The sequence below is a fragment of the Hungatella sp. L36 genome, from assembly GCF_014288035.1.
The window spans coordinates 115,171-140,356 of sequence record NZ_JACOPC010000013.1; the positions used below are offsets into that span (position 1 = coordinate 115,171).

The 25,186-nt window shown below is 42.7% G+C and carries 22 protein-coding genes and 1 tRNA gene; 5 read left to right on the forward strand and 18 right to left on the reverse strand.

Annotated elements, in window-relative coordinates:
- Positions 1-46: 46 nt before the first annotated feature.
- From H8S80_RS24925 to rlmD, 7 genes are all read right to left on the reverse strand, one after another.
- On the reverse strand, positions 47-1,345 hold the full coding sequence (locus tag H8S80_RS24925; protein ID WP_117632442.1) for a TIGR02679 domain-containing protein: 1,299 nt from the start codon (positions 1,343-1,345) through the stop codon (positions 47-49).
- Entirely contained in the window at positions 1,335-5,405 is a 4,071-nt protein-coding gene (locus tag H8S80_RS24930) for a TIGR02680 family protein (RefSeq protein WP_117632443.1), read from the reverse strand. The genes H8S80_RS24925 and H8S80_RS24930 overlap by 11 nt, the downstream gene beginning before the upstream one ends.
- The gene (locus tag H8S80_RS24935; RefSeq protein WP_117632444.1) at positions 5,402-6,538 is read right to left on the reverse strand and encodes a TIGR02678 family protein; all 1,137 of its coding nucleotides are present in this window, start codon (positions 6,536-6,538) and stop codon (positions 5,402-5,404) included. Before H8S80_RS24935 ends, H8S80_RS24930 begins: the two co-directional genes overlap by 4 nt.
- Complete coding sequence (locus H8S80_RS24940; protein WP_048929564.1) at positions 6,535-8,010, reverse strand: TIGR02677 family protein; 1,476 nt, start codon at positions 8,008-8,010, stop codon at positions 6,535-6,537. Before H8S80_RS24940 ends, H8S80_RS24935 begins: the two co-directional genes overlap by 4 nt.
- Positions 8,011-8,621: 611 nt before the next feature.
- Entirely contained in the window at positions 8,622-9,308 is a 687-nt protein-coding gene (locus H8S80_RS24945; protein WP_117632445.1) for an MAE_28990/MAE_18760 family HEPN-like nuclease, read from the reverse strand.
- Entirely contained in the window at positions 9,309-10,406 is a 1,098-nt protein-coding gene (locus tag H8S80_RS24950; RefSeq protein ID WP_117632446.1) for a DUF262 domain-containing protein, read from the reverse strand.
- 224 nt (positions 10,407-10,630) lie between these two features.
- Positions 10,631-12,151, reverse strand: a complete 1,521-nt coding sequence (gene rlmD / locus H8S80_RS24955) for a 23S rRNA (uracil(1939)-C(5))-methyltransferase RlmD (protein ID WP_347561490.1) — start codon at positions 12,149-12,151, stop codon at positions 10,631-10,633.
- 340 nt (positions 12,152-12,491) lie between these two features.
- Between rlmD and H8S80_RS24960 the strand changes: the two genes are divergently transcribed.
- Positions 12,492-13,097: a prolyl-tRNA synthetase associated domain-containing protein gene (locus H8S80_RS24960; protein WP_002603041.1), complete on the forward strand. Its 606-nt coding sequence runs from the start codon at positions 12,492-12,494 to the stop codon at positions 13,095-13,097.
- Between the two features lie 122 nt (positions 13,098-13,219).
- Here H8S80_RS24960 and H8S80_RS24965 read toward each other — a convergent pair whose 3' ends face one another.
- The gene (locus H8S80_RS24965) at positions 13,220-14,287 is read right to left on the reverse strand and encodes a GGDEF domain-containing protein (protein ID WP_117632447.1); all 1,068 of its coding nucleotides are present in this window, start codon (positions 14,285-14,287) and stop codon (positions 13,220-13,222) included.
- A 178-nt stretch (positions 14,288-14,465) separates the two neighbouring features.
- Between H8S80_RS24965 and H8S80_RS24970 the strand changes: the two genes are divergently transcribed.
- Positions 14,466-14,801, forward strand: coding sequence for a helix-turn-helix transcriptional regulator (locus tag H8S80_RS24970; protein WP_025531950.1), 336 nt, complete (start codon positions 14,466-14,468; stop codon positions 14,799-14,801).
- 116 nt (positions 14,802-14,917) lie between these two features.
- Here H8S80_RS24970 and H8S80_RS24975 read toward each other — a convergent pair whose 3' ends face one another.
- The 3 genes from H8S80_RS24975 to H8S80_RS24985 are packed head-to-tail and all read right to left on the reverse strand — an operon-like array spanning position 14,918 to position 18,999.
- Positions 14,918-16,705, reverse strand: coding sequence for an aminopeptidase P family protein (locus tag H8S80_RS24975; RefSeq protein ID WP_054355552.1), 1,788 nt, complete (start codon positions 16,703-16,705; stop codon positions 14,918-14,920).
- Complete coding sequence (lpdA, locus tag H8S80_RS24980) at positions 16,702-18,132, reverse strand: dihydrolipoyl dehydrogenase (protein WP_117632448.1); 1,431 nt, start codon at positions 18,130-18,132, stop codon at positions 16,702-16,704. The genes H8S80_RS24975 and lpdA overlap by 4 nt, the downstream gene beginning before the upstream one ends.
- A gap of 51 nt (positions 18,133-18,183) precedes the next feature.
- Positions 18,184-18,999: a Cof-type HAD-IIB family hydrolase gene (locus H8S80_RS24985; RefSeq protein WP_002603036.1), complete on the reverse strand. Its 816-nt coding sequence runs from the start codon at positions 18,997-18,999 to the stop codon at positions 18,184-18,186.
- A 103-nt stretch (positions 19,000-19,102) separates the two neighbouring features.
- Here H8S80_RS24985 and H8S80_RS24990 point away from each other — a divergent pair.
- The 3 genes from H8S80_RS24990 (at position 19,103) to H8S80_RS25000 (ending at position 20,427) form a co-directional block, all read left to right on the forward strand.
- A tRNA-Pro gene (locus tag H8S80_RS24990) sits at positions 19,103-19,176 on the forward strand.
- Between the two features lie 310 nt (positions 19,177-19,486).
- Positions 19,487-19,867, forward strand: a complete 381-nt coding sequence (locus H8S80_RS24995; protein ID WP_117632449.1) for a hypothetical protein — start codon at positions 19,487-19,489, stop codon at positions 19,865-19,867.
- Positions 19,868-20,166: 299 nt separating this feature from the next.
- Positions 20,167-20,427 (forward strand): hypothetical protein, encoded by a 261-nt coding sequence (locus tag H8S80_RS25000; protein WP_117632450.1) that lies wholly within the window; start codon positions 20,167-20,169, stop codon positions 20,425-20,427.
- A gap of 27 nt (positions 20,428-20,454) precedes the next feature.
- On the opposite strand, the gene H8S80_RS25005 is transcribed toward H8S80_RS25000, so the two are convergent.
- The 7 genes from H8S80_RS25005 to H8S80_RS25035 all read right to left on the reverse strand — a co-directional run bounded on the left by H8S80_RS25005 (position 20,455) and on the right by H8S80_RS25035 (position 25,185).
- A complete protein-coding gene (locus H8S80_RS25005; RefSeq protein WP_117632451.1) occupies positions 20,455-21,120 on the reverse strand; it encodes a hypothetical protein in 666 nt (221 codons plus the stop codon).
- 236 nt (positions 21,121-21,356) lie between these two features.
- Positions 21,357-22,064, reverse strand: a complete 708-nt coding sequence (locus H8S80_RS25010) for a hypothetical protein (RefSeq protein WP_117632452.1) — start codon at positions 22,062-22,064, stop codon at positions 21,357-21,359.
- Positions 22,065-22,086: 22 nt separating this feature from the next.
- On the reverse strand, positions 22,087-22,545 hold the full coding sequence (locus H8S80_RS25015) for a hypothetical protein (protein WP_117632453.1): 459 nt from the start codon (positions 22,543-22,545) through the stop codon (positions 22,087-22,089).
- A gap of 549 nt (positions 22,546-23,094) precedes the next feature.
- The gene (locus H8S80_RS25020; RefSeq protein ID WP_147338555.1) at positions 23,095-23,451 is read right to left on the reverse strand and encodes a hypothetical protein; all 357 of its coding nucleotides are present in this window, start codon (positions 23,449-23,451) and stop codon (positions 23,095-23,097) included.
- 76 nt (positions 23,452-23,527) lie between these two features.
- On the reverse strand, positions 23,528-23,944 hold the full coding sequence (locus tag H8S80_RS25025; RefSeq protein ID WP_117632455.1) for a hypothetical protein: 417 nt from the start codon (positions 23,942-23,944) through the stop codon (positions 23,528-23,530).
- A gap of 51 nt (positions 23,945-23,995) precedes the next feature.
- A complete protein-coding gene (locus H8S80_RS25030; RefSeq protein WP_117632456.1) occupies positions 23,996-24,787 on the reverse strand; it encodes a TatD family hydrolase in 792 nt (263 codons plus the stop codon).
- A gap of 50 nt (positions 24,788-24,837) precedes the next feature.
- A complete protein-coding gene (locus tag H8S80_RS25035) occupies positions 24,838-25,185 on the reverse strand; it encodes a VOC family protein (protein WP_117632457.1) in 348 nt (115 codons plus the stop codon).
- Position 25,186: the final 1 nt, after the last annotated feature.

Genomic DNA, 25,186 nt, shown 5'->3' on the forward strand with positions numbered 1-25,186 from the left:
CAAAGCGAAATCCAATCTTGGCGGAACCATAAGATGTGTCCCCGCCTCAGGTTTTCATATCCTCGAGCAGCTCTTTCAGCATATTTTCCTGATATCCGGCCAGCCGTTTTTCCTTCACGCATTCCGCCGTTTTCTTCAATATAGGATGGCTGATATTTTCAAGCTTTGATTTTCCGATATCCCCTATTTTTTCTTTTGACAGGCTTTTTTCATAATCCGCAGGCGTCATTCTCCATATATGAATGCGATCCCCGAATTTCAGCCAAAGCCTGTCGGCGATACAGATCCCATCCGGATCAATATCCCCATTATAATAAACTTCGGCCCCACTGGCCAAAATATAGGGTATCAGTATCTGGGCCACGGAACGGGGCTGACCGGAAGTACACAGAAGGGTATGGTCCGAACTTTTCAGATTATGGATTAAATAGCTGAAAACCATCTCATTCTCAACTACATACACCTTCTCCCCAACTGCCTGCACGCCGATAATCCCCTTCATATTCTCCATGGTAATCACATATGGTTCTTTTCGGTCGCAGAACGTATCATAGGCCAAATGCCATCCCTGTTCCGTGAGCAGCTGAAGCCCATAACCGTGGACCATGGAAGATATATTGTCCGGAACAATTGAAACCTGCATCAGCAGTTTCCGCCACTGATGTGCGCTTTCGGGCAATTTCATTTTTTCGCACCAGCAAATTGCGTGTATAAAAAGCAGTCCGGCAGTTGTGCCACGGTCCAAATAATGAGGATTATCTGTTATCTCAGCGGCCAGCACGGCTAACGGATATTCCTCTTCGCCGTTTTCCGGCTCTTTTAGCTTCAACACTGCGTTTCCCACATTTTGCACCAGTTGTTCCGCCTGCTTCTCATCTTTTGCATACTCCCTCATCAACAGCTGATATCCGTATTTTTTCTCAGAAATCATTTCACGCATCCATAAAAGCGCCGCCGAATTATTGCCGGCATTTTTTTCAAAATATCCGCAGATTCTGTCCAGAAACTTATTTTTTCTCTCCAGCTCTTCTTTCTGCCGGCCCTGAGTAGTAATAAGCGTCTCTCCGAAATATTCCTCCAGCACCTCTTTCATATCAACCGGCGCAAAACGTGTTTTTTGCAGTCCTTGTTCAAATTCCAGGAAAGAAAACCGGATCGTTTCCTCATAAAACACTTTACCGATTATGCCGCCTACCGCCCGCCGCTCTTCCTCTGAAGTCCGCTTAAGCGTAATGTTTCCGGCAGCTTTTCCGTAAGATCTCCATTTTTTCCAAAATTCTTCAAAACATCTATGATATGCCTGCTGGCTTTTAAAGTATTTTGCACATTCTTTATTATTGCACATCTAATATCTTCTCACGTCCATTCCATGTATAACGGATCACCGAAACAACCTGTGAATCCTGAGGCCTTGAAAGTTCTGCAATCCGAAGTCCTTTTACCGTCTCAAAACATCCCCACAATGCCTGGGAATTCATAATATAATCAAAATCCAGCTTATGCACAAGCTCGAACATGCTGCTGATATTTTTGTCATCCACTCCTGCAAATGCCTCATCCAAAGCAATGATTCGCGGATGGTCTTCCTGCTCCGCTTTTTTATACTGTGCATTGACTGCCGCAAAAAGAGGAACATACATCGCCATAGCCTTTTCTCCGCCGCTGAAACGGTTAAACGCCGCATTGGTCAAAAACTTCCGCTCCCCTTCCCCACGTCTGAAAAACATGTGGAATTCAAACCATTTGCGATAATCCAGCGCATCCCTGACAAGGTCCATATAATTGATCATATCGCCTTTATCTTCCAGTTTCTGCTTTTCCGTGCGGATTCTGCTTCGAAAATGCGCCGCAACCTTTTCAATATCCTCTATGGTCAGAAGCGTATAATCTCTGAGCAGAATCTGTTCAAGCTCTGCGGTATCTAATTCCATATCATTTTCTGCTTTGCAGGGTTTCCAGTCCAGAGAAAAGATAAGGCCCATAGAGGTATCCATTTCCTTCATGAGCTGCGACATATCCGAAACCCATTTCCGGCTTTCCGCAATCCGGTCCGTGAGCTGCCGGCTGATGGTCTGAGACAAAATATCCTCAAACAGCTCCCTGTCCTTCTTCTGGATCAGCAGTTCCGTCTCATCAATGGCCTGTTTCAGGATTCCGTAAAATTCTTCCAGATATACCTTTTTCCCATTCCACGAGGAAACGACCCGTACCCGCTTTCGTATTGCGCCCGCCGCGGCCTCTGTTTCCAGAGCCGCCTCTGCCGGCGTGTCAAAGCATTCCTCCAGAGATGTGCCGTAATTGACCAGACTGCCGTTATGGCGCTGATATACCTGATGAAGCGCCTGCAGCAGGTCCGTCGGCTCTCTGTTCTTATCGCTTTCCCGAAGTACCGACACCGCTCTCTTGGCACACTCAAAAATCCCCTGGCTTTCTCTGGCAAATACCAGCTTTAGTGCAAGTTCCTCTTCAAAATAATTTCTCAGGCAGGTTTCTGCTATGATTTTCTGCCGCAGACTCTCCTTTTGTTTTGGCTCATCTTCCAGAATCACCCGCAGCCTTTCCTCCAGAATAGCCAAATCTTTTTTTAAAGCATCACACTCGGTCCCAATCTCGTCCAGCTCTTTCTTCAGCTGTTTTAAGCGGTTTGCCTTTTCTGCAATTTCCGGACGGTTAAGGTACTCCTCAAACTGCCGGATCCGAATCCCGCTCTCTTTTTCTTTTGTGCTCCAGCTGCGTTTCTCCACAAAAGCATCATCCATCAGCTGTTCACTTTGAATGAGCCTATCCTTCTCTGCCCTGAGATTCTCCTGATCCGTCCTAAACTGCAGTAACGCCTGCCGGATCTCCTGCCAGATACGGCTATATTCTTCCAGCGCATCATCGGCTTCCTCATAGGCCTCTTCTGTTCTTCCGTATGGAAATGGTTTGCACTTTTGAAGCATTGTCTGGTATTGCCGGTTCTTTTTTAATATCAGCTGCCGCTCCTGCGCTTCTTTTTTTCCACATTCCTCACATATCTTCTGCAGCTTGTATTCACATTCTTTTTCCTGGTCCAGGGCAGCGTTAATCTCGGAAAAACCAGGCAGCTTCTGATATTCCTCCTGCAATTTTTCCAAATGCTCCCGCACCGCTGTAATCTCTTTTTCCAAAATTACAATTGCTTCTGTTATCTCAGAAATCCGGCCTTCCAGCTCACGGATTTTCTGTTCTTTCCGCCTTTTTCTTGCCAGAACTCCCACAAACTCAGCACTACCTGTTTTGCCTGCTTTTCCAGCCAGAATTCCCTGTTGGAAACTTCCGTCTTTTCCAAGGTGAATTCCCTGTCCATGTTCTTTCTCTTCATAAATATTGCTTAGAATCCTCTGAACAGTCTCTTTCAGAGCAGGTTCCAGTTCTTCACTGACAGTCAGCTTGGAAAAACCGGAAGTTCCGCCCTCTTTCACATACAAAACCGTATCCAAAAAACCGGGACACTGCTTCCTGATATTCTCGAAATCATCCGCGGATACTACAAGCGCATCTAAAATCCCCATTTTCTGGAGCTGCGCCTCCAGCCTTGCACAGCCCGTCTCATCCAGATTCTCAGAAAATTCCACCGTTTTATAAAAAGGTACTGCTTTGATACCAGCCTTCTCCAGCGCCTTTCTTGAACCTTCTGCACTCTCGTCCCTCTCCGGCTCCAGATCCCCAGAATTTTGCAGACATGTGAGTTTTTCTTTTTCCTGATCCAGTTCCTCCTTCTGGATTTTCTTCTGATACTCCAAACTGCTTTTTTGATCCATCAGCTCCTGACGCTGGCGCTCATAATCCGTGCGCAAAAGCTCCTGCACCATTTCTGCATCTGCTGCCGACTGATACTCCCGGATCTTCTCCTCCAGTTTTGGAAGCAGCTCACTGTCAGGCCTCCACTGAGCAGATTTTTTCTCTGCTTCATAGACAGCTGTGATCCACTGATCCATACAGCGGACAACATCTTCCTGTGCAGTCTTAAGTTTCTGCTGATCCTCTGCTTTTTCAGTCTGAAGCATTTCCAGCTGCGCCGCCAGTTCATCGTACTGTCCGGATAACTCCTCATACTCACGTATTTCTCTCTTGCATTCAGCCAACAGTTTTTTCAGCAAATCAAGGCTTTTTGCAATTTCCCCACTTTTCTCATGATCTACTCCGTCTATCATCTGAAGAGCCTCTTCGTGCTGATTCCACTGAAGGATTTCCTGCTGCTCTCCCAGTTCCGACTTGGCATCACCTATCTCCTGCTGTATTTGATCCAGGTGATCCTTAATTTCCTTTATTCTGCGCTCTTCCCGCCAGATCATTTCCTGATAATCCCGGATCTTATTCTCCCAAGCGGTAACCTTCCCCGCAGCCTCTTCTTTCTCTCCCATGGCCTGCTCCAGCTTGCGGTCGATTTCCTCCAGATCTGCGTCCAGGAGTCCGACCCGCTCAATTCCTTTTAGCTTTTTTTGCTCTTCTAAGTCAGCCAGACGCTGACTCTTGCTGTTCCTGGCCGCCTCTGTCTCCTGGCTTTTCTGTTCCTGTATGTTAAGCTGACACTGTTCTGCCTCTATCTTCTGCTTCATCGCCATATAAGCTTGTGCCTTTTTAGCAAGCATATATTGATTATACCGGGTATATTCATTCCGTATGATCTTCACATCATCGAAGGCCCGCTTCAAAATCTCCAGACTGTCCTGAATCTCATCCATTTTCTCCATGGCGTCCACCATAGCGCGCAGGTCTTCATCTGTCAGCGTCTGCAAAGAATCATTTAATATCTCATATACCCTGGTAGGCTTAAATTCCTTGGAAAGTTTGGGAGCCCGGACCTTCACAAGCAATTTAATAAACTGTTCATACTGCTCTGCTTTCCGGAATCCGAAAATGTACTGGTTGACCGCTTTTTTATATTCACTTTGGCTTGTCGTAAAAAAATTGTCTTCTCCAAGCTCTGTTTTCATTTCCCTCCTGTCTAAAGGGATTTTGCTCGAACCGATCTCCTTGTACAGCTGCAAATCATAACCAATCCTTCGTCCGTCCAAAATGACAAATCCCCAGAAGTCAATGGGTTTTCCTTTTTTTGCCCTCTGCCCGATGGCAATGGTACGGTATTCTTCCGCCCCCTCTTTTTTGAGTTCCAAATATAAATATCCTGTGGATTCGTCCTTTCCTTCCTCCCCCAGGAAATAATACTCCATTCTACGGTCGCTGGACCCAAAGGGATCCAGCCGGCTCGGTGTACGGTCACCGTCCAATATGAAGGGAATAAAGCTCTGGGTCGTAATGGATTTACCAGACGCATTTTGTCCCCGCAGCAGAAGCTTTCCATTCACAAATTCAAAATCTTCTTCATCATATAACCAGAAATTCACGAACCCTATGCGGTTCATTTTAAAGCGGTCTTTCACTCCCCGGTACCTCCCTCGAAATCCTCCGGATAAACTCCTGCTGTTCTTCCCACAGACGGAAATATAACAATCTGCGTTCCATCATATCGAATCATCAGCCAGGATTTCATATATTTCAACACATGTTCCAGAAGCAGGTCCTCATCCATTTCCCGGTATTCTTTGCTCCATCCGCTGTTCCACTCTCTGCGGCAGGACAAAATCACGTCCGAAATGCGTTCCCTTGTCATGTAAATACATTCATTTTCCTGCTTTTCTAAAGTTCCTTCCGCTACCTCTTTCTGTATCTTCCCACAGACCAGAAGCACAATCTCCGGAAGCATGGCATCTCTTGGATGAACAGAACCATAACAGTCATCCCCGTCCAATGAGATACATGCCATATTTTTGTATAGATTCAGATTGCCTCCCATATTATCGTTGATATATTTTGCAACCCACTGACGCTGATTTTTTAAATAAAGTGAATCCGCGTCCTCACTGCTTTCCCAGTACATAGACGGACACACCGTCAGCTGCCGATACACACGGTTGATGCGCAAGGCGCCTCTGTTTTCCTGAAATTCCTCAAAATCCGTCTTTTCAAAATCCTCCCAGGATTCAAACCCGGAGATGCCGGTTGGAAAGCTGGTTGCAAAATACTTTGAATATCCGGTATTTTCATACAAAACTTCATGCCCGGCCTCCGAGCCAAAGGCCTCGCTGCGTCCCTCATATACCCGGAGCATCTGCAGTTTCTCCATATATTGCAGGACACGGACCAGAGACTTTCTCTGAGTGAAAGAAGTCCAATCTATGGATATATAAGATTTTAGCTGCGTTTCCACATAATCAATCAACTCCGACAACAGAAACTGCTCCTGTTCCTCTTTGTCCTCCAGATACATCAGCGCCACGCACAAAATACAGTAGTCCCTGATTTCCAAAAATTCTCCGATTCCCATAAACGATTCCGCATGGGCCGGTCTTTTCTCTAATTTCAACAAATTTTCCGTGTGAACGAGTTTCCAGCCGAGCTGCTCCCTGACAAACCTCTGAAAATTCGAAATATCTCGTTTCACTTTATAATACGTTTCCTTATCCGAATCCTTACAAATCCAGAAATTCTCTAACAGTGTTCTGAATTCATTCATAATGTTTTAAACTCCAATACAAACGCCGGCATGACCAGATCCCCATCCTCGCACTTTAACACGCATTTTCCTTTCGATCGTGTCAAACGATATTCCTGCCCATATTCTGTCCTTCCTGTTTTCCGGGAATTCATATTGGCCTGCGTGATCCACTGCAAAAATGTAATCCTTGTCTCCTCTGAAATAACCTCTTCTATCTCTGAAAACGTGATCTTGTCAGCCTTGATGTAATGCATAACAATCTCTTTCTGCCGTTTGATCTTCTGCAGATACTTCTCCCTCTGTATGTATTTCTCCAAAGACTTGTCGGTAAATCCTCTCCGGTCTTTTTTCTCCCGATAAGATCTTGTATGAGGTTTCAGCAGAAAAACAGCAGGCTCATCCTTATAAATGCTTTCATTGATCCCATCCCCCTCGCGGGGTTCCAACGTCTTAAAATGCTGAATTTTTTGTACTCCAAAGACATGAGCCGACAATTTCTGCGCCTCTTCCAAATCCTCACATTTCAAAAACAGCTCCAGAAACTTGCGATAATCATCCTTCCTGCTGATTCCGCCGTTCTGGAACTGAACAATCAGCGCTGCATTCTGAATAATACTTCTTATTACGTCATTCGTGATTTTCAGAACTTTTTTGCACTCACATTCGTTTCCCTGAGAATCTATAAACCAGTTTTTCAAAGAATTCCATTTGCCCATCACATTTTCACGAATACCCGGCTCCGCATTCCCATGAAGCTGCAAAACCGCATGTGGAATGTCCAATTCACTCTGTATCACTCTTTCCAGAATATTCTCTTCAATTACGGACATATTATCTGTCAGAATCTGCTCAATCCGCTTGGAATGGCGCTGCAATTCCTGCACAAATTCATTCAAATACTTAATAAACTTGTCCTTATGTACAACAAATTCCACTGACTTCATGAGCTGTTCCGTTTTTCCGGAATAGAAATCCCGCAGATAATCCTGATAATTCTGGTTTAACCTCTTAAAATCCTCCTGAAGCATTCCCCACCACTCATTGATCTCCTTCAGGCTGCTGTCTTTTATTTCTTCCGCCTTTTGCAGACTTTTTTCCAAACGCACAAAAAAATTCGTGGATAAATTTCCGGATTCCAAAAAGAGATTTTCCAGACGCACCGTGAGACGTTCAATCTCAACCGCATACTCCGACATGGTATAGCGATACTGCTTATTCTTGTAATCCGCTATGGTGTAAACCCTTCCCGGATCCTGGATCGGAGTAAGATTTTTCCACTTGACCAAGGCTTCCAGATCTGTCATCAGCTGTTCCATGGTATAATCCGTGAACGTCTTATCCTGCTTAAGCATCTGGTATATATCTTCTTTATATATCTGGAAATGCATCTTCTCATATTCACGGTAAAAACACCGCATAATTTTACGGTATACCGGTGCATTGGGAACGGCTAAATAAGATGTCTCATTAATTGGTTCAAAATATTCCATTTTTATAAATTGCCTCCGAATATGTACTTACAGGAAATTCTAAACATTCTGTAAACCAGCAGAAATGATAACATCAAGATTATAAAGTCCAAATGATATCATATTCCATCGGATCCGATTGTTGCAAAATTTGCAACAACAAAGCCCAGCTTAGTTCACCTTCTGAAAAGTATTTTTATGTGTCAGGATATCATATTAGTAATTAATACTCCAGTAATTTTTACTAATAATTCATAATCTTAAGCATACCATAATCTCTAAAAATAACAACTATAAAAACACAGTGTTTTTACCAAAACTACTATATTTTGTGGTTAAACCCTTTTATTTTCCTTTTAATCCACAATTCCGCATCATTATTACCGTCTCGACATGTGTTGAGGGGATAATAATGATGTTCACAGCGCAGAATTAGCCCTGGGTGTAGCCTCCTACTTCTTATACTACTTAATACAACTCATAATCACATCAAGCACCATCTTTTCCTTTACGCTGTAACGAAATAACTCTTTCCGCATGTGATGAGCGTATATAAAAATTTCTATTTAGCGTTGTTGGGTTATGACAGATTATATAAACTCTTATCACTAAGAAAAGATGTAATTATTTTTTCACTTTAAATAATCTTCCTTTTCCGCTAAAGAATAGACATTTTCCTTATATGTTTCCATAATTTCTAATACATAGTCCGTGACCTCTATAACCTCATTATAATTTGGTACTCGCCTACGCCCATGTACGATATTATGTCTAGGATTTAATAATTCGCGATCAATAAATGGTTCCCTTGCTTTAAACATATTCTCGTAATCTAAACCTATAATCTGAGTGATTTCTTTCAAAACATCTGGTTTAGGATTAGATTCTGTAGGTATAGCAGGCTCATCTTCATCAACTATAGGTTCTGCATTGTCATTTAACTTAATAATAAACTGTTGTGATAGTATGTTTTCATACTCTTCAAGTGCTTTCTTGACAACGGAAGTTTTTACTTTATATTGATTATTAGAAAATAAGTTATAGTGCTTTTTCCTAATTAAAATGGCCGCTATCTCTAATTTCAATTTGCGACATTCTATTTTTTGTCCAGCAATATATGCTATATATGCATTTGAGGCATATCTTATAAATCCTTCGAAATGTGCACATGATAATGTAAAACAAGAGCGTAACAAACATGGCAAATAATCATTTGCTATTATAAGGGTTCTTATATCTAATATTTCTTTTTTTCTCCATTGTAAATCCTGATCTAATTCTTCTAAAAGCATTTCCAAAGTATTTATTTTTATGGCCAATTAAAAAACCTCCTGCCCTACCTTAAGTAACGCTGTAAATCTATTAGTTGATCTTCTTCCTGAGAAAGGCCCATATTGTTTATTTGTATGCATTATTTTAACTTTTTCCATAAAGTCATTCTTAGAAACCTCAGATATATAATAATCAATTTTTTTGCTTACTTCAGGAACCATAGCCTCATATGCACTTAAGGTTATAGAACCCACAAATTTATTATGTTCTATATCATATCTTTTAAATGCATTTTCACCCAACATATTATTTATGTATTTAAACGTTTTTTCAAATATATCCACTTCCTTTTCTACATCTAATGCTTCTGTCGAGATAAGATTTATTATCGTATTATCAAAATATTCATGTAAGCTACTAGGCATATTATTAATATCTCCATGTCTCGCTACTATAAATCTAATAATATATTCTAAATCTTCTTGCTCTTTAATTGCTCTATCAGTAAGAGGCAAACAAGTTTTAAAATCTGCATTTTCCCTCATTTTTGATAATATATCATAAAATTCTTTATTCTCCATAATAATTAGACAAGTTCTTATCTCTTGTGGTGTTAAGTGTGATCCTCCTGTATTCAATCTTTGGAACAAATCATATTTAGCGTCTTTATCACTTGTTGATTTTAGTAATTTCACATCAATTTTTGCTCGCTTAATCAACAATCTTTGAGCTTGAGTTAATTGATATACATCATCGTTTTCATCCTCCCACACGATATTCTCTAATGCTGGCAAGAATTTTGTTTTTTCTAATTTTATTTTAGGATTTAATTTTTTGTTTTCATCCACATATATACCCGCAAATTCAAAAATAGTGGATAATCTTTGTTGCCCATCTATTACATCCCAAATTCCATCTCTTCGATGAAAAATAAAAATAGGCGGCATTGGTATTCCAAGTAAGATCGATTCAATTAACTTTGACTTTTGATCTATTCCCCACCTATATGCTCGCTGAAACTCAGGATGAATATCTATTTCTTCATCCCTATACATATTTATTAGCTCACCTATTGACATTGCATAGCTATCTGTTGCTATTGTCCTTGCTGCTACTTCAATTTGTTCTTGTAACGTGCTAATCATGTCATTTCTCCTTCGCCTGATAGATTTATAGTTGTTTTTAATTTCTGTACCTATTAATTCAAATTACGTTATACTTATTCTATCACATCTTAAAGTCTTTTTATCAGAAAACGCCATTTATCTTTTTATAAATTATGACTTAAGAACTATACTTGCTTCCTATTTTGGGGAAACGTTTCCATTTACTATTTTTATAATAGTTTGTAACGAATGCTAAGCCTATTTCATATTTTCGACAATTGACAACAAACCTCCGTATGGCTTGTCCCCGGAAACATATCCACCCCCCACGCAGTTTTTGCCTCATACCCCATCTTCCTAAACACCGCCAAATCCCTGGCCAGCGTATCCGGGCCGCATGACACATAGACCACTTTTTCCGGTTTCATCTTAACTACCGCCTGGATAAATTCTTCCGTGCTTCCACTCCTTGGCGGGTCCATAAAGACGACATCAACGTGTTCTCCATTGTCCGCCATCCTGCTCATGAACGCACCGGCATCATTACAATAAAACTGCACATTTTTAATCCCATTGATCTTAGCATTCTGAGCTGCGTCCCGCACTGCATCGCGGTTTAATTCCACGCCGATCACCTGGTCTGCCTCCTGGCTTGCCACGATCCCAATCGTACCAATACCGCAGTACGCGTCAATCACCGTTTCTTTCCCCTTAAGTGCGGCCAGCTCCATCGCTTTCCGATAGAGCACCTCTGTCTGTATCGGATTTACCTGATAAAATGATTTAGAAGAGATCCTGAAACGGAAGCCGCACAGGATGTCCTCAATATAGCCTTTGCCGTACAGCACATTCTCCCGGTCACCGAGTACCATACTGGTGTCCCTGCCGTTTACATTCTGAACAATCGTCGTAATTTCCGGGTGCTTTTCTCTCAATGCCCGTACAAAATTATTCTTTGAAGGAAATACAGGAGAAGCGGTAACCAGAACGACCATAATTTCACCCGTTGTGAATCCCCGCCGTATCAGGACATGACGAAGGAGACCATATCCCGTGTCCTCATCATACGTTTTAATCTTAAATGATTTTAACATGCCTCTGATAGTTCCAATAATCTCGTCCGCTTTTTGATCCTCAATCAGACAGGACTCTACGGGAACGACACGATGAGTATTCGCCTCGTACACCCCTGAAACGGGATTTCCCTTTTTATCATGGTCAAAAACAGCGTGTACCTTGTTTCTGTAATGGAAAGGATCCTTCATTCCAATAATTGGCTGCACCTTACAATAGGGCTTCAACAGTTCCTCCAGCTTTGTCTGCTTGATCTTCAGTTGTTTTTCATAAGGCATATCCAGAAGCTGACATCCGCCGCAGCGCAGAAACACAGGACATGCAGAAGTATTCTTTCTGACTGGCTGCCTGTCCACTTTTATTCCTTCCCTGTTCTGTAAATTGGAGTTCCCGCCAGAAGCTCTGTTCCTGCCTGTATCGTACTTCGGTTTCTGGCTGTCATTGCCCCAGTTTCCTTTTCCGCCTGCTCTTTGCTCCTTTTTAGGCCCTTTTTTCTGATCCGACGATTTCTCCCCCGAATCCGGCTTTCGTCCCATCTTCCTGCCTGTATTGGACGCTTTATTCTTCTCCTGCCTTGAACTGCTGTCTTTTGCAGCTTTATCATCACGCTTTCCTTTTGTCGCCTTTTCTGTCACTACTCTCGGTCTTTCCGCTTTCAGCCGGTTTTCAATCATTTGATTTTGCCTTCCTTTTTCTTCTTTTATGTTCATGGCGTATTTGGCTCCCTCCAACACTTTCCGCTGCTAAACTGCCAAATATGATAACTTCCTAAATATAATATTCAGCAAAAGCCATTCTATCGTTACAATCAATCGATAACCATTCCCTCTATAGAACTTATTATAATACAAGACGCTGTATAAAACCATCGAAAAAAACATTGCCCCGTCAATCCTGTATCAGTTACAATTCACGGCCCATTTGTCCGTCTCCTCCGTCCGTTCTGCTTACCTCTCTGCTTACACTTGCATTTTTCCCACACTCTAGTATAATAACACCAGGATTCTTATTACTCCTTTGACAGATTTCAAACAGAAAGAGGCACTCCATATGACAAACATTACGCCAGGAGAACGTGTTACCTCCATACCGGACTTTCACTTAGACCGCACCCTATATACCGGACGGCCCGCAAATCCTGCCGGGCGTCCTGATAAAGAGATACGCACTTACGATCTCCTGGACAAGCTGGGAATCGCCTATCAGCGTTTGGATCATGATCCGACCGCTACGATAGAAGCATGCCGTGATATCGATGCGCTTTTAAACACAAATATCTGTAAAAATTTATTTCTGCGCAATGCTCAGAAAAACAGTTTTTATCTTCTCATGATTCCGGGACATAAAAAATTTCGGACGGCAGTCCTGTCAAAACAAATCGGATCAGCCAGACTCTCATTTGCGGAACCGGAATTTATGGAAGAGTATCTGAACATAACGCCTGGCTCTGTCTCTGTTCTGGGCCTGATGAATGATAAAGAAAATCGTGTCCGTTTGCTGATTGACCAGGCTATTCTTGAACAGGAATTTCTCGGCTGTCATCCCTGTATCAATACGTCCAGTTTAAAAATCCGCACCTCGGACATTATCGAAATTTTCTTACCCTGCATCAACCATGCCTACACTCTGGTAGATCTGCCCGACGATCAGAATTAGAAATCCATCCTTATCATTTCACCCATCGTACTGCATGCTGCATAAAAAATGGCCGCGTTTTCAACGCAGCCATTTTTTTCTTATCCTTATTTCAATCCTCTTTTTACTTCTCTTCTTCTCGCCTACTCCTCATACCAGGCAATCCGATTTTTCCCCTCCTGTTTCGCCCGGTACATGGCCTGATCGGCTTTGGAAAACAGTTCCTGATACTCTTCGTCCGGCTCCCCGGTGCTTGCGGCGATTCCGATACTTACAGAAATCCGGTGTTCGCCTTCCTTCGTAAAATCCTCTGTGCCGTTTAAAAGCTTCATCGCCCTCGTTTTCGTCTCGCCGCACTCGGAATAGACCACGAATTCATCGCCTCCCACCCGGCCAATCAAATCGGAATCCCGGAAAATCTCACGCAGCAGTTCCCCGATTTTAACGAGAATCTTATCCCCGGCCGGATGGCCGTACTGGTCGTTCACATCCTTGAAATTATCAATATCGATCATATATAAACAGCCGCGGCTGCCTCTTTTTAAAGTTTCTTCCATCATATACTCAAATGCCGTCTTATTATACACGCCGGTTAAACCGTCTCTGGTGGACTGGAAGAGAAGCTGCTCCTCCCGCTCCTTCTGTTTGGTGATATCATCCAGTTTTCCGATCAGACAAACAGGTGTATCCGCCCCGTCGTACTCTGCCCTGACGCGACAGATACACCAGCGGTATTCTTCCATATTCGCTTTCATACGAAACTCAAAACATCTGTTTTCGCCCTGTGCCGGCGGACGCTTCACGTATTTCTCCAGCACACTCTTTAAAACCGGAATCTCGATCTGACCGGAAGCGTTCGGTGTAAATAGAATCGCTCCGTCCCGGTATCGATACTCAAACAGGACCGTATCGGCAAATTCCCCAAGTCTCCGGTACAATGCTTCCTGCAGCTCCTGCCCGTCCTGCCCCTGGCCACACTCCTGCATTATCTCTTTTTCCCTCCTCACTGGATAAGAAATCACAGTCATCACGGCCATTGCCGCCAAAGATACTACAAACACAGCCGCAATCAAGCCGCCTGCCGCCCCTTTGTACTGCATTCGGCAGCAGCCAAACATTCCTGCCATAATCAGGATATAGATCAGGCCGCATAAAAAAGCCCCGTTTTTCCAGGACCATTTATCCTTCCACTTTTTTAAATATTCTGTCATCGGACATCCTCTCGCCCTATAGGCACGCACTTTCTTTTAACATTCTCTTTCGTTTTTCTAACTTATATAATAACGCTTTTTATCCGTATATGCAACCGATTTTTCTGCCATTATTACGCATATAAAACGGAATGTCGGGAAAGATTATCCTTTATGATTAACCATAGAGGTGATAAGAATGAATGAACAGTTTGTCAGAAACAGAATTACAGAGCTCCGTTTGAAAAAGGATGTCTCGGAATACCAGATGAGTCTGGATCTTGGTAAAAATAAGAGTTACATTCAGGGTATTTCCTCTGGCCGCTCCATGCCTTCCATGAAACAATTCTTCGAAATATGCGATTACCTGGAAATTACGCCGCTGGAATTCTTTGATACAGAAATGGCGGAACCGCCACAGTTCCGCAGGGCCGTGGAGTTGCTGAAAGAACTGGATCAAGAGGATTGGGAAGCGATTATTCCGCTTCTGATGCGGCTTCGTAAAGAAATAACCCAAAAACAGGCGGAACCATAGCGATCGTGAATTCCCGTCAGGAAGACGATGAAAATCTATTTTTCACCGCCCCTGACAGGATCCACACCGCATGGCTCCGCCTTATATCGTTTATATGCTTTTTTATTTACGCCTGCTTATACTGCCCTCGTATTTTCCTTCAGCCATTCAGCCTCTTCCGCTGTCAAATACGGGGATATCTTCTCATATACTGCACTGTGGTAGCTGTTTAAGAGTTCCACATCCCGCTCGTTCATCAGGGATTTATCGAGTGCTTCCAAATCAATCGGCACAAAGGTCAGAAACTCAAATTCCATAAACTGGCCGTATTCGTTCTTCTCTGCCTTCTTGCAGACAATAAGATTTTCCGTACGTACACCGTGGCTGCCTTCAATATATACGCCCGGCTCGTCGGAAGTCACCATGCCTTCTTCCAGTACACAGTTGTCCTGGCGCTCCGGCACCATACGCCAGCGAATACCGTTGGGGCGTTCGTGAACATTTAACAGGTAACCTACTCCGTGGCCGGTTCCGTGGTCAAAGTTCAGTCCTCTGCTCCAGAGCGGCTCTCTCGCCACATAATCCAGGGTAAGTCCTCTGCACCCATATAAGAACTTTACAGCGGCCAGACGCAGCATACTGATGACGCTCAGGGTAAAATGTTCCCGTTCTGCTTCCGTCGTCTCCCCCAGAGAGATCGTTCTCGTCACATCGGTTGTTCCCTCATAATACTGTCCGCCGGAATCTACCAGATAGAGTCCTTTTGGCTCCAGAGTCGTATTGCTCTCCGGCGTCGCGGAATAGTGGCACATCGCCGCATTTGCCCCATAAGCGGATATGGTATGGAACGAAAGTCCCAGATTTCCCTCCTGCTCTGCGCGCAGATTATCCAGGTAATGCTCCGCGTCAAGCTCGGTGATCGTCTGCTTTCCAATATTCTTTTTCAGCCAGCAGATAAACTTCACCATGGCCACACCGTCTTTGATATGGGCCTTCTTCATATTTTCGATCTCAACCGGATTTTTGACTGCTTTGGCCGGAGCGGTCGGATTCATACGGTCAACAACTGCATTGGATTCATCCAGATTGCTGATGATCGCATAGTTGGTCTTCGCTGTCTCCAGAAGTACCTTCTGGCCCTTTAACTGGCTCACCGCATCGTAAATATCATTATACGGCCGTACGGTAACGCCCAGCTCTTTTAAATAGGATTTCACTTCGCTGTCCAGAACCGCCTCATTGATAAATAAATAGAACCGTTCCATCGTCACCAATGCATAGGAAAGGACTACGGGATTGCAGACGACGTCATTTCCACGGATATTTAACAGCCACACGATATCATCAAGCGTGGTAAGGACGTGGACCGTGGTCTTCTCCTTCTTCATCGCTTCCCTTAAATCAGCAATCTTATCCGCTGCTGATTTGCCCGCGTAGTTTTCTTTTAAAATCCAGACCGGTTCAGCGGATAACGCCGGACGGTCTTCCCAGATGAGATCCACCAGGTCTTCCTTCCAGGAAAATTTCACGTGCTTGTCTTCCAAAAGTTCTTCCAGCTTCTCTCCCAGCTGGCTGTTGACGACACGGCCGTCGAAACCCAGGGTTCCGTTCTGAGGCATAACCTCTGCCAGATACTCTTCCTCGGTCGGAACGCCCTCCTGACCGGATTTCATGAGGAGCACGCCGGTTCCTTCCAGCTGCTTCGCCGCCTGTACGAAATACCGGCCGTCGGTCCAGAGTCTCGCCTCTGTCTGCGTGATAATCGCCGTACCTGCGGACCCTGTAAAACCAGTGATAAATTTCCTGCATTTAAAATAATCGCCCACGTATTCCGACTCATGAAAATCGGAGGTTGGAATCATGTAAGCGTCAATCTGGCGCTCCGCCATCAGGCTTCGTAATGCTGCAATTCTCTCTTGAATCATAACCTTTCGTCTCCTTTTGCTTCATAATAATTCTCGATTGCCGCCGTTATGCCCTCGCTGTAAGTCGGATGGGCCCTCATGGCAAGCATGAGCTGATCCGCTGTCAGGCCATTTGCGATAGCAGTCGCCATCTCACTGATCATATCAGTGGCCCGCGGACAGACGATCTGAGCGCCGACAATGGTTCCGGAATATTCCTCAAAAATCAGATGAATAAATCCGCTCTGTTCTCTGGTAATGATGGATTTTCCATTACCGCTCATGGAGTAGCGCCCGCAGCGCACCTTCATGTTATGGGCCTTCGCTTCTTCCACCGTAATTCCGACGGAAGCAATCTCCGGCTCGGTATAAATGCATCCCGGCACGACTGGAAGTTCCACAAACATGCCATTCGGAACCACAGAAAGCCGGATAGTGTGATGCACGCCCGCGATCTTTTCAACCACATAAGTACCCTCGGCCGCCGCCACATGAGCCAGCATCTTGCCGGCCGTCACATCGCCGATGGCGTAAATGCCGGATTCACTGGTTCGGAACTCTGAATCCGTCTTAAGACATCCGTCTTCCATGGCAAGGCTGACATCCCGTCCAAAAAGTCCGTCCAGATTCGGCTTTCGGCCTGCTGCCAGGAGAATCTGGCCGGAACGGATCGTCCGCACCTCTCCAGCCGCCTCATAAACGCAGATGAGTCCCTGTTCCTCCTCGCGGATTTCCAGGACCTTTGCCTCACACTGGACAGCGATTCCTTTCCGTCTCAGTTCATTTTCCAGGACCTCGGAAACTTCATTGTCCATAGGTCCCAGTAAATGCTCCCGGCTTTCGATGATCGTCACATGGGAGCACAGCGCCTGGAATATCGTTGCGAATTCCACTCCGATCACGCCGCCGCCAATAATCGTGAGACGGTCGTAATTCCAGGTATCAGAAGCCAGCAGCCGGTCACTCGTCAGAACGCCCGGCAGCATCGCTCCCGGAATATCCGGTATCACCGGTTTCGCCCCCGTTGCGATAATAATGTGATCTGCCTCGTAATAGTCTTTACCTGAAGGACTGTTGACCTCCACGGTCCGTCCCCGGCGGATCGTCGCCGTTCCCTCGATATAGTCGACCCCCGCATTTTCAATCGATTCCCGAACTTCCTTCCGGTACTCTTTTACAGAACGTTTCTTATAGTCCTGCATTTTCTTAAAGTCAAAAGAAATGAAATCAGCCGATACTCCAAATACATCACAGCTCTGAAACGCTGCAAACATACTGGAGGCATGAAGCAGAGCCTTCGTCGGAATACACCCCTTATTGACACAGGTCCCGCCCAGTTTTTCCTTCTCTGCAATTGCAGTCTTAAGCCCCAGCCCTGCTGCCTTAAGCGCAGCCGTATAACCGCCGGGCCCGCCGCCTATGATAAAAATATCATAATGTTTTGCCATGCTACTTATTTCCTTCCCTGTATATTTTCATAAAAGTAATGCCACACACCCTTATAACCGGATCAGCCCAAAATGCACACAGGCATTGCGGATTCCATCCGAATCCACGGCATCAGTCACATAATCCGCAGCTTCCTTAAGCTCTTCCATGGCGTTTCCCATGGCGATTCCGATGCCTGCCGTCTTCACGATATCGTAATCGTTCATGCTGTCCCCAAACGCCACCGTACTGGAAAGAGGGATATTAAAATAGTCGCAGAGGCGGATCAGCCCCATAGCCTTGCTGGCTGTCTTCTCCACCACATCCGCGCCCCGTTTTTCCGCGAACATGTGCACATTTACCTCGGGGAACCGGGCCCCCATGGCCTTTGCGCCTTTTTCATCTCCAATGTATGCCATTGTCCTGACGTCCAAATCAGGAAGCTTCCACGGGTCCGCAAACCGGCGTCCGCATTCTCCCCACAGATCCGTATCGTGGCGGTTCACCACTTCCGGATGCACGTAGTAATCATACCCGCCCACACTGGCTCCCACGCTGCAGGCTGCATCCTCCTGTGCATAGGCAATGATCTGCCTCATCAGTTCCTTATCAAACAGATGCTCGTAAATAATCGTGTCCCCCACCGTAATCTTCGTTCCATTCAAATGAATGATGGCATCCGGCCTGATCTGTTCCTTTAACACGACGCTGAAGCTGGAATCCATGTCGCGGCCGGTGGCCAGCACAATGGTGTAATTCTCCCGGAGCCGTTCCAGGGTCTCCATGGCGCTGTCCGGTATCGTCCAGTCCTTATGGTCCAAAAGTGTCATATCTACATCAAAACTCACGATCGGTTTCATATTCTTTCTCACCTGTCTTTTCTCCATGAATCATATCGTCCTTACCATCATATCTTAAAATATAAAATATTTCAACAAATATACTTTTCAAATCGCAAACTTTCTGCTATAATACCATAGTGACCAGAAACGGAGTATGGCGTAGCTTGGTAGCGCGCTCGGCTGGGGGCCGAGAGGTCGCAGGTTCAAATCCTGTTACTCCGATTCACACAGAAGTGTTGGATTGTCTTTATTTATAAGGCTTCTGACACTTTTTTATTATCCAAAAACGCCTTATTTTTTGAAGACAGTTGAAGACAATTATTATTTGTATGGAGTATTGACGTTTTCTTAACACGATTCTTTGTTTCGCTGTCACGGTAATAATTGTAAAGATATTTGAGCGTTGTATCTTTGGTCGTATGGCCTGATACAGGCAAAATTCTGTGCCATTAACGTTTATTAAAAAAACAATGTAGCATGGCAGCCCCCTCACCTATTTTCTACAGAATAAAACTTTACGGGAGACGTACATTTGAAAAACAAGCTACGAAATATTACAGTCAGAAAACAATTATTTGTTTATTGGTATTTGAGCGGTAAAGACTTCGTTTTGAATATTACTCCCAAAGAAGATAAAACAGCTAAAGTAGCACTGGTTTTTAATGGGGTAGCTCCAGATGATGATCCTATCATGTTCTGGGCATTCTATGAAATTAAAGCGCTGAAAGACAATACCGAAACTCTTATTTGCCTGACTAGGCCAAAAATCATAGCAGAAATTATCTCTTTTCTTCTTGATAATACAGATAATCCGTTCAAAAAGGGGCACACCAATGTTTTAAACGACGCTATGATTTTGCTTAATAAAATGGGGTACACCGACTTGAATCCAATTTGGATACGAGAATGGTAATATTAATAACTGGCGTTATATAACCGAAGGGGAGACTTTACATCTCATTACTATAGTATACCCGTACAACAGCAAAACAGTCTATATGAGGACACTGTATTAAATTAAGCGCATTACTATAGAATTAAATTACGGGGGCAAATAGTTTTATTGATAAAATATTCACTTAAACCATTTTCACTATCAGAATTGAAATATTATATGAATTACAAGACAATTCTCTCATCTTTTGATTATGAAACAGGTAATCTATAATCTCGTAGGATAAGTAATAAATAAGATTTAAGGGGGGAATTCTATTGGAAATTATAAACTATTTTGATATATATAATAAAATATTTTGGAAAGAAAAAATTGGCAAAAGTGATTGGGGTGCTGGGCAATACTTATCTAAATTATTACGCAACGATTATTTAATGGATCTGTGTGGAAAATCAACTAAAGTCCTTATGCTTGTCGAAGAACAAACACTTATTTCATTTTGCACTTTAGCAGAACAGGATGAGGTAAGGGATACTTCATTAACTCCATGGATTGGATTTGTATATACTTACCTCTGAAAAAATATCAGTTGCGAAAATGAAGTATCACTTATATTTATATAAATCTTTTTTTCTTACCCTACGAACTACCTTTTTTCTTCTTATAAAAGTTTTTATATCGTTAATTAGTTCAATAATTGCTACTACTGTAAAAATAATCGCCAAGATAAACAAAATAACAGCGCCTATACCAACAAAATATAGAGTAACCTTATTATTTATGCCAAAATATACTACACTGGCATATGTAAATAGAGCGTATGCTATATAAATAATAGGAAGTACTGTCGAGAACTTCTCTGTTGTACTCTTAGCTATAAATTTTTCAATATAATTCGGTTCTATATACCCAATTTCACTTCTCAATTTTTGATTGTTGTGCTTAATATCTTTGTAAAACTTTTCATAGGCAGCTACGGTATCTTTATGATCTATCAGAGAATCTTCGAGCTTACTAAATAGTTTTTTTGTTTCTCCTGTAACATACTTATCATAAGCTTTAATTCTAGTCTTTACCTGACTCACGTAATTATCATAGGCCGTACAAGTAAAATTAAGTTTTTCCCCCCATACAAGAGCTGGATAATAGAATTTATTATAGGATATCTCAAGTTTATTAGTTGGACGTTTTTTATATATCTCATAACGTGTTATTATGAATGTTAATGATGCAGTCATTATTGATACTATAATATTTCCGAATACTTCCATAGTTACTCTCCAATTACAGCGGTAATCCTGCTGCTTATCCATTACATACTAAAAAGATTTATATGACCCCTGGCAAAAGTGCCAGCCTTGTCGACACCTTCAAAAATCGAAAAATCGTTATCCACAAACTATCTAACATGGGTAAAGTTAAAGATTTCTCTTAAAAAATAACGTCACAAGTTGCAGGAGCGCTACACAAACCTTTCTATCTCGCCAACTTTAAGTCCCCAATGGTTCTAATCCATATGAATAATTGTACCACTAAAATTATCATCAGTATAATATATTGGCATATAAAAAGTATACTCTGCAGAATTACAAAGAATATTGTATCCTGCTGTTGTAACTCCTGATTTTATATTTAGTTGATTCATATCTATTGATATAAAGGAAACTGTTTTTTCTGCTTTAGGAGCAATCACTACTTGGTCTAATAGTGAACATGTTTTTGAATCATACATAAAAAAACTTGTATGATAGTCTGGATCTGAAATAGAACACTTAGGCCCTAATGTTATTGGCGAACTCCCACAATTTATAATATTAAGACCAATTAGAATTTTTGAATTTGTTGTCAGGCTTATAACCGCGACAGTTACACCTGACGTATCTAATTGAATTACCCGTCCATCATTATCGCTAATTAGATTATCATCAGGATTGTAATAATTGAATCTTAAAGATCCATCATCATAAAAGTAATACCACTTATCATTTATATATGTTAATCCTTTATTCATATATCCAAAAGTATCGAAATGATATGTCTTTTCATTTAATGAATCACTAAACCAATCATTGATTATTGGCGTTCCGTCATCCTTTTGATATCGCCATCCATTTTCATCTTGCTTCCATTGACCAGCAAATGAGATTAGACAACTACCTAAAGAAATACAAACAGATAGACTTAATGTTGCGATAATACATTTATACTTTTTCATAATCTCCCCATTATCGTGTATGTTAACTGTTCTTTATCTTCATAATTTTACGAATCGAGTACATCTCGCCTTTTATTGTAACTATCTCGTCTAGTCTCTTTCCGACAAACGGATTTTTACTGTCTCTTATTGAGATGTTTATCTGTTCATTAGTTTTATAATGAACGACTACAATATTGTCTCCAATAGAAATAATTTTTACATTCTTTTTAGTTTTTGTACTCTTATTAGAACTAAACTTTTGTTGCTTTGCGCTTTGCTGCTGTGATTTTATATTCTTTATGTCCTTATGCTTTAACGATTTCATTTGCTTTTCAAACTCATCACAATTTAACTTACCGGCGCATTTGTTTTTGTGATTCACCGATGCTTTGCAAGAGCAATATCCAATGTTAAATACGCAATTGGTACTGTCGCATACGCGCTCACTTTTAGCATATTCATAATGCCAAGGTGTACCTTGTAAATCTGATCGCCCCATAATCGCCTCCTATATAAATAAAATATTACCATATTCTGCTACAATTGTGTAGTGGCTCTTTATTTTTAAATACCATCATTTAAGTAGTTCATATGTTCTTTAGAATTTATCCAACCATTAGTTTACAATAGTATTATAACGAATGATCGGGGAACTTTTACTATGGATATTTAAAAAATATACAATGATGCGGTCATTTACTTCAGGCTCATATCACCCCCTGCAAAACCTTAAAAAGTCTAAAAACAAGACCCTTGTTCTTACAATACAAGAGTCTATAAATCGTATACTATTATGAAAGGAAATATTATAGGTTGCGAGAACAATGAAGAGCAGATAGCTAAAGAATTAAGATCCTTAACAAATGAAATAATAGTTAAATAAAATAATTCACGAATATATAAAAAGATGATGCGACGCAATATTAATTTTATAACTTGGGTTAAGGCACAACATCTTAAATCCCGTTACTCCAATTCTTCGCAAAATGCCGGAAGGCCTTTCTCATAAGGGCTCCCGGCATTTTCTAATGCGGAAATACAGATCTGATCACTTCTCTATTTTCACATCATAACTTCCGACAAAATCCTTATAGGCCACGACCACAGAGTAGATATCGTCATTCTTCATAAAGATTTCCCTGTTAGAAGAAATACCGGTTTCATAAGTCTGCAGCACATTTCCCCCTTTGTCAGTCAGAAGCATCTCAAGCGTACCTTCCTTAACAGTGGATGAGTAACTGAATCTATAACGCTCCTCCTTCTTTCCCTGAAAAGAAATCTCACTGCTTCCGCTCTGCGCCGTATCCACAGTCTTCTCCATTGTTCCAACAGACCCCTGCAAGACTGCGGCACGAACCAGCAGAATCACAACGAGGGATATCAGCAAAAATATGATTTTTCTCATCGTACCACACTTTCTTCCGCGCTCCATCCTGTCTTTTCGCCTATCATCAGTCCGCATAAAGCACCCTGCACACGTTTTATTTCCCACTAAGCTCCCTGATCAAATCATTCAGGGTGCATACCCGTCCATTTTGATCCTCCAGCGAATACGTCTCCTGGTTGGCCTTCTTCGAAAAAAATTTAATCAGCTCCTCGAGGCTGTTCAGCAGAACGCCTTCCACCTCACACTTATGCCAGAATACGCCGGACTTATTCACCGTAAGAAACGCCTCCTCGTATAAGGTATCGCTCAACGGCGTGCTGGAAAACCCGCACATTTTATCTTCTGTGATGCTCTCTGCCAGATCTTTATTTACGATCTCACCGTTTGTCCCAGTACAGAATTGGTAAAGCTTATCTGTAATCTCCGGAAACCATTCTTCTTCCCAGAATTTCTTAAACTCCTCGCACTCTTTTTTTCTCTTTCTGTTTGCTATATAATATGTAGTTGACATTGGTTTCCTCCCACATTTTATTTCACTGCATATGACAATCCATCAACCAGTTTATAGATTGAAAAACTGCCTGGTATTTCTAAGCGCTGCCTGCTCCACGGCTTCAACGTCTGTATTTTTGACTGCGGCGATCTTTTCTGCCACATACTTTATATTTACCGGAACATTTCGCCGCGGCAGCCCCTTGATATTCAGCGGCGTCAAATAGGGCGCGTCCGTTTCGATCATCAGCCGGTCGAGGGGGATGCTTTTGACGGCCTCCACTACCTCCCTGTTCCTCCTGTCATCACAGATCCAGCCTGTGATTCCGATATAACATCCCAGCTGTAAATACCGGTATGCCGTTCCCCTTGAACCGGTAAAACAATGCACAACGCTTCTCCGGCACAGCTCCTGATGCTGTTTCATCAATTTTATAAAGTCCTGTTCCGCGCTCCGCTCGTGAAGAAAAAGCGGCAGTTCCAGGCTCTCGGCAATGTCGAGAATATCCGAAAAACACCGTTTCTGATTTTCCTTAGTGGAGAACATTCTGTCGTAATCCAGGCCAGCCTCCCCCACAGCGGCCACTATTCCGCGGTTGCGCTGAATCAGCTCCAACAGCTGTTTCTTATAATTCTCGTCCCATCGGTCGGCATTGTGCGGGTGAATTCCGCAGGTGCACCATGCATGCTCAAATTTGCTTTTTTTCAGATAATCGACCGCCGCGCGGTCTGATTTTAGATCCGTTCCCGTCACGATAAAGCCGACACCGGCTGCAAACGAATCGGCTGCAACCGTTTCCCGGTCTGAATCGAACTGCTTTCCCATCAAATTTAATCCTATATCAATATATTTTAACTCCATGTCGTTCCTTTCGGGAATGATGCTGTATCATTCCAATCCTTATCATTTCGTTAAACCGGCGCGGTCATTTCGATATGATTCCCCTCGCTGTCCACAAATTCCGCAACCCAGTTGTCCTTAATTTTCGTCAAAGGAAAGCAAAGTTCCAGGCCCGCCAGCTTCTGATTCAGCAGCTCCAGACTTTCCACTTCGATACTTGGCAGGCAGTTACTTCCATATGTATGTTCCTCCCCCATCATTTTATACGCAAATAAACCCAGCCGGAATCCTCCAATCGCAAAGATACTGTAGATATCATCCTTGATAAGAGGGGGCATTTCAAAGAAATCCTCGTAAAAGTTCAAAGCCCGTTCCATCTCATCCACACACAAATATAGTGAACGTAAATTGTATTTCATA

Coding starts and splice junctions, on each gene's coding strand:
- H8S80_RS24925 (WP_117632442.1), bottom strand. CDS start 1,345: ATGTGCAATAATAAAGAATGTGCAAAATACTTTAAAAGCCAGCAGGCA.
- H8S80_RS24935 (WP_117632444.1), bottom strand. CDS start 6,538: ATGAATGAATTCAGAACACTGTTAGAGAATTTCTGGATTTGTAAGGAT.
- H8S80_RS24940 (WP_048929564.1), bottom strand. CDS start 8,010: ATGGAATATTTTGAACCAATTAATGAGACATCTTATTTAGCCGTTCCC.
- H8S80_RS24950 (WP_117632446.1), bottom strand. CDS start 10,406: ATGATTAGCACGTTACAAGAACAAATTGAAGTAGCAGCAAGGACAATA.
- rlmD (WP_347561490.1), bottom strand. CDS start 12,151: ATGAACATAAAAGAAGAAAAAGGAAGGCAAAATCAAATGATTGAAAAC.
- H8S80_RS24960 (WP_002603041.1), top strand. CDS start 12,492: ATGACAAACATTACGCCAGGAGAACGTGTTACCTCCATACCGGACTTT.
- H8S80_RS24965 (WP_117632447.1), bottom strand. CDS start 14,287: ATGACAGAATATTTAAAAAAGTGGAAGGATAAATGGTCCTGGAAAAAC.
- H8S80_RS24970 (WP_025531950.1), top strand. CDS start 14,466: ATGAATGAACAGTTTGTCAGAAACAGAATTACAGAGCTCCGTTTGAAA.
- H8S80_RS24975 (WP_054355552.1), bottom strand. CDS start 16,705: ATGATTCAAGAGAGAATTGCAGCATTACGAAGCCTGATGGCGGAGCGC.
- lpdA (WP_117632448.1), bottom strand. CDS start 18,132: ATGGCAAAACATTATGATATTTTTATCATAGGCGGCGGGCCCGGCGGT.
- H8S80_RS24985 (WP_002603036.1), bottom strand. CDS start 18,999: ATGGAGAAAAGACAGGTGAGAAAGAATATGAAACCGATCGTGAGTTTT.
- H8S80_RS25005 (WP_117632451.1), bottom strand. CDS start 21,120: ATGGAAGTATTCGGAAATATTATAGTATCAATAATGACTGCATCATTA.
- H8S80_RS25010 (WP_117632452.1), bottom strand. CDS start 22,064: ATGAAAAAGTATAAATGTATTATCGCAACATTAAGTCTATCTGTTTGT.
- H8S80_RS25015 (WP_117632453.1), bottom strand. CDS start 22,545: ATGGGGCGATCAGATTTACAAGGTACACCTTGGCATTATGAATATGCT.
- H8S80_RS25020 (WP_147338555.1), bottom strand. CDS start 23,451: ATGAGAAAAATCATATTTTTGCTGATATCCCTCGTTGTGATTCTGCTG.
- H8S80_RS25025 (WP_117632455.1), bottom strand. CDS start 23,944: ATGTCAACTACATATTATATAGCAAACAGAAAGAGAAAAAAAGAGTGC.
- H8S80_RS25030 (WP_117632456.1), bottom strand. CDS start 24,787: ATGGAGTTAAAATATATTGATATAGGATTAAATTTGATGGGAAAGCAG.
- H8S80_RS25035 (WP_117632457.1), bottom strand. CDS start 25,185: ATGAAATACAATTTACGTTCACTATATTTGTGTGTGGATGAGATGGAA.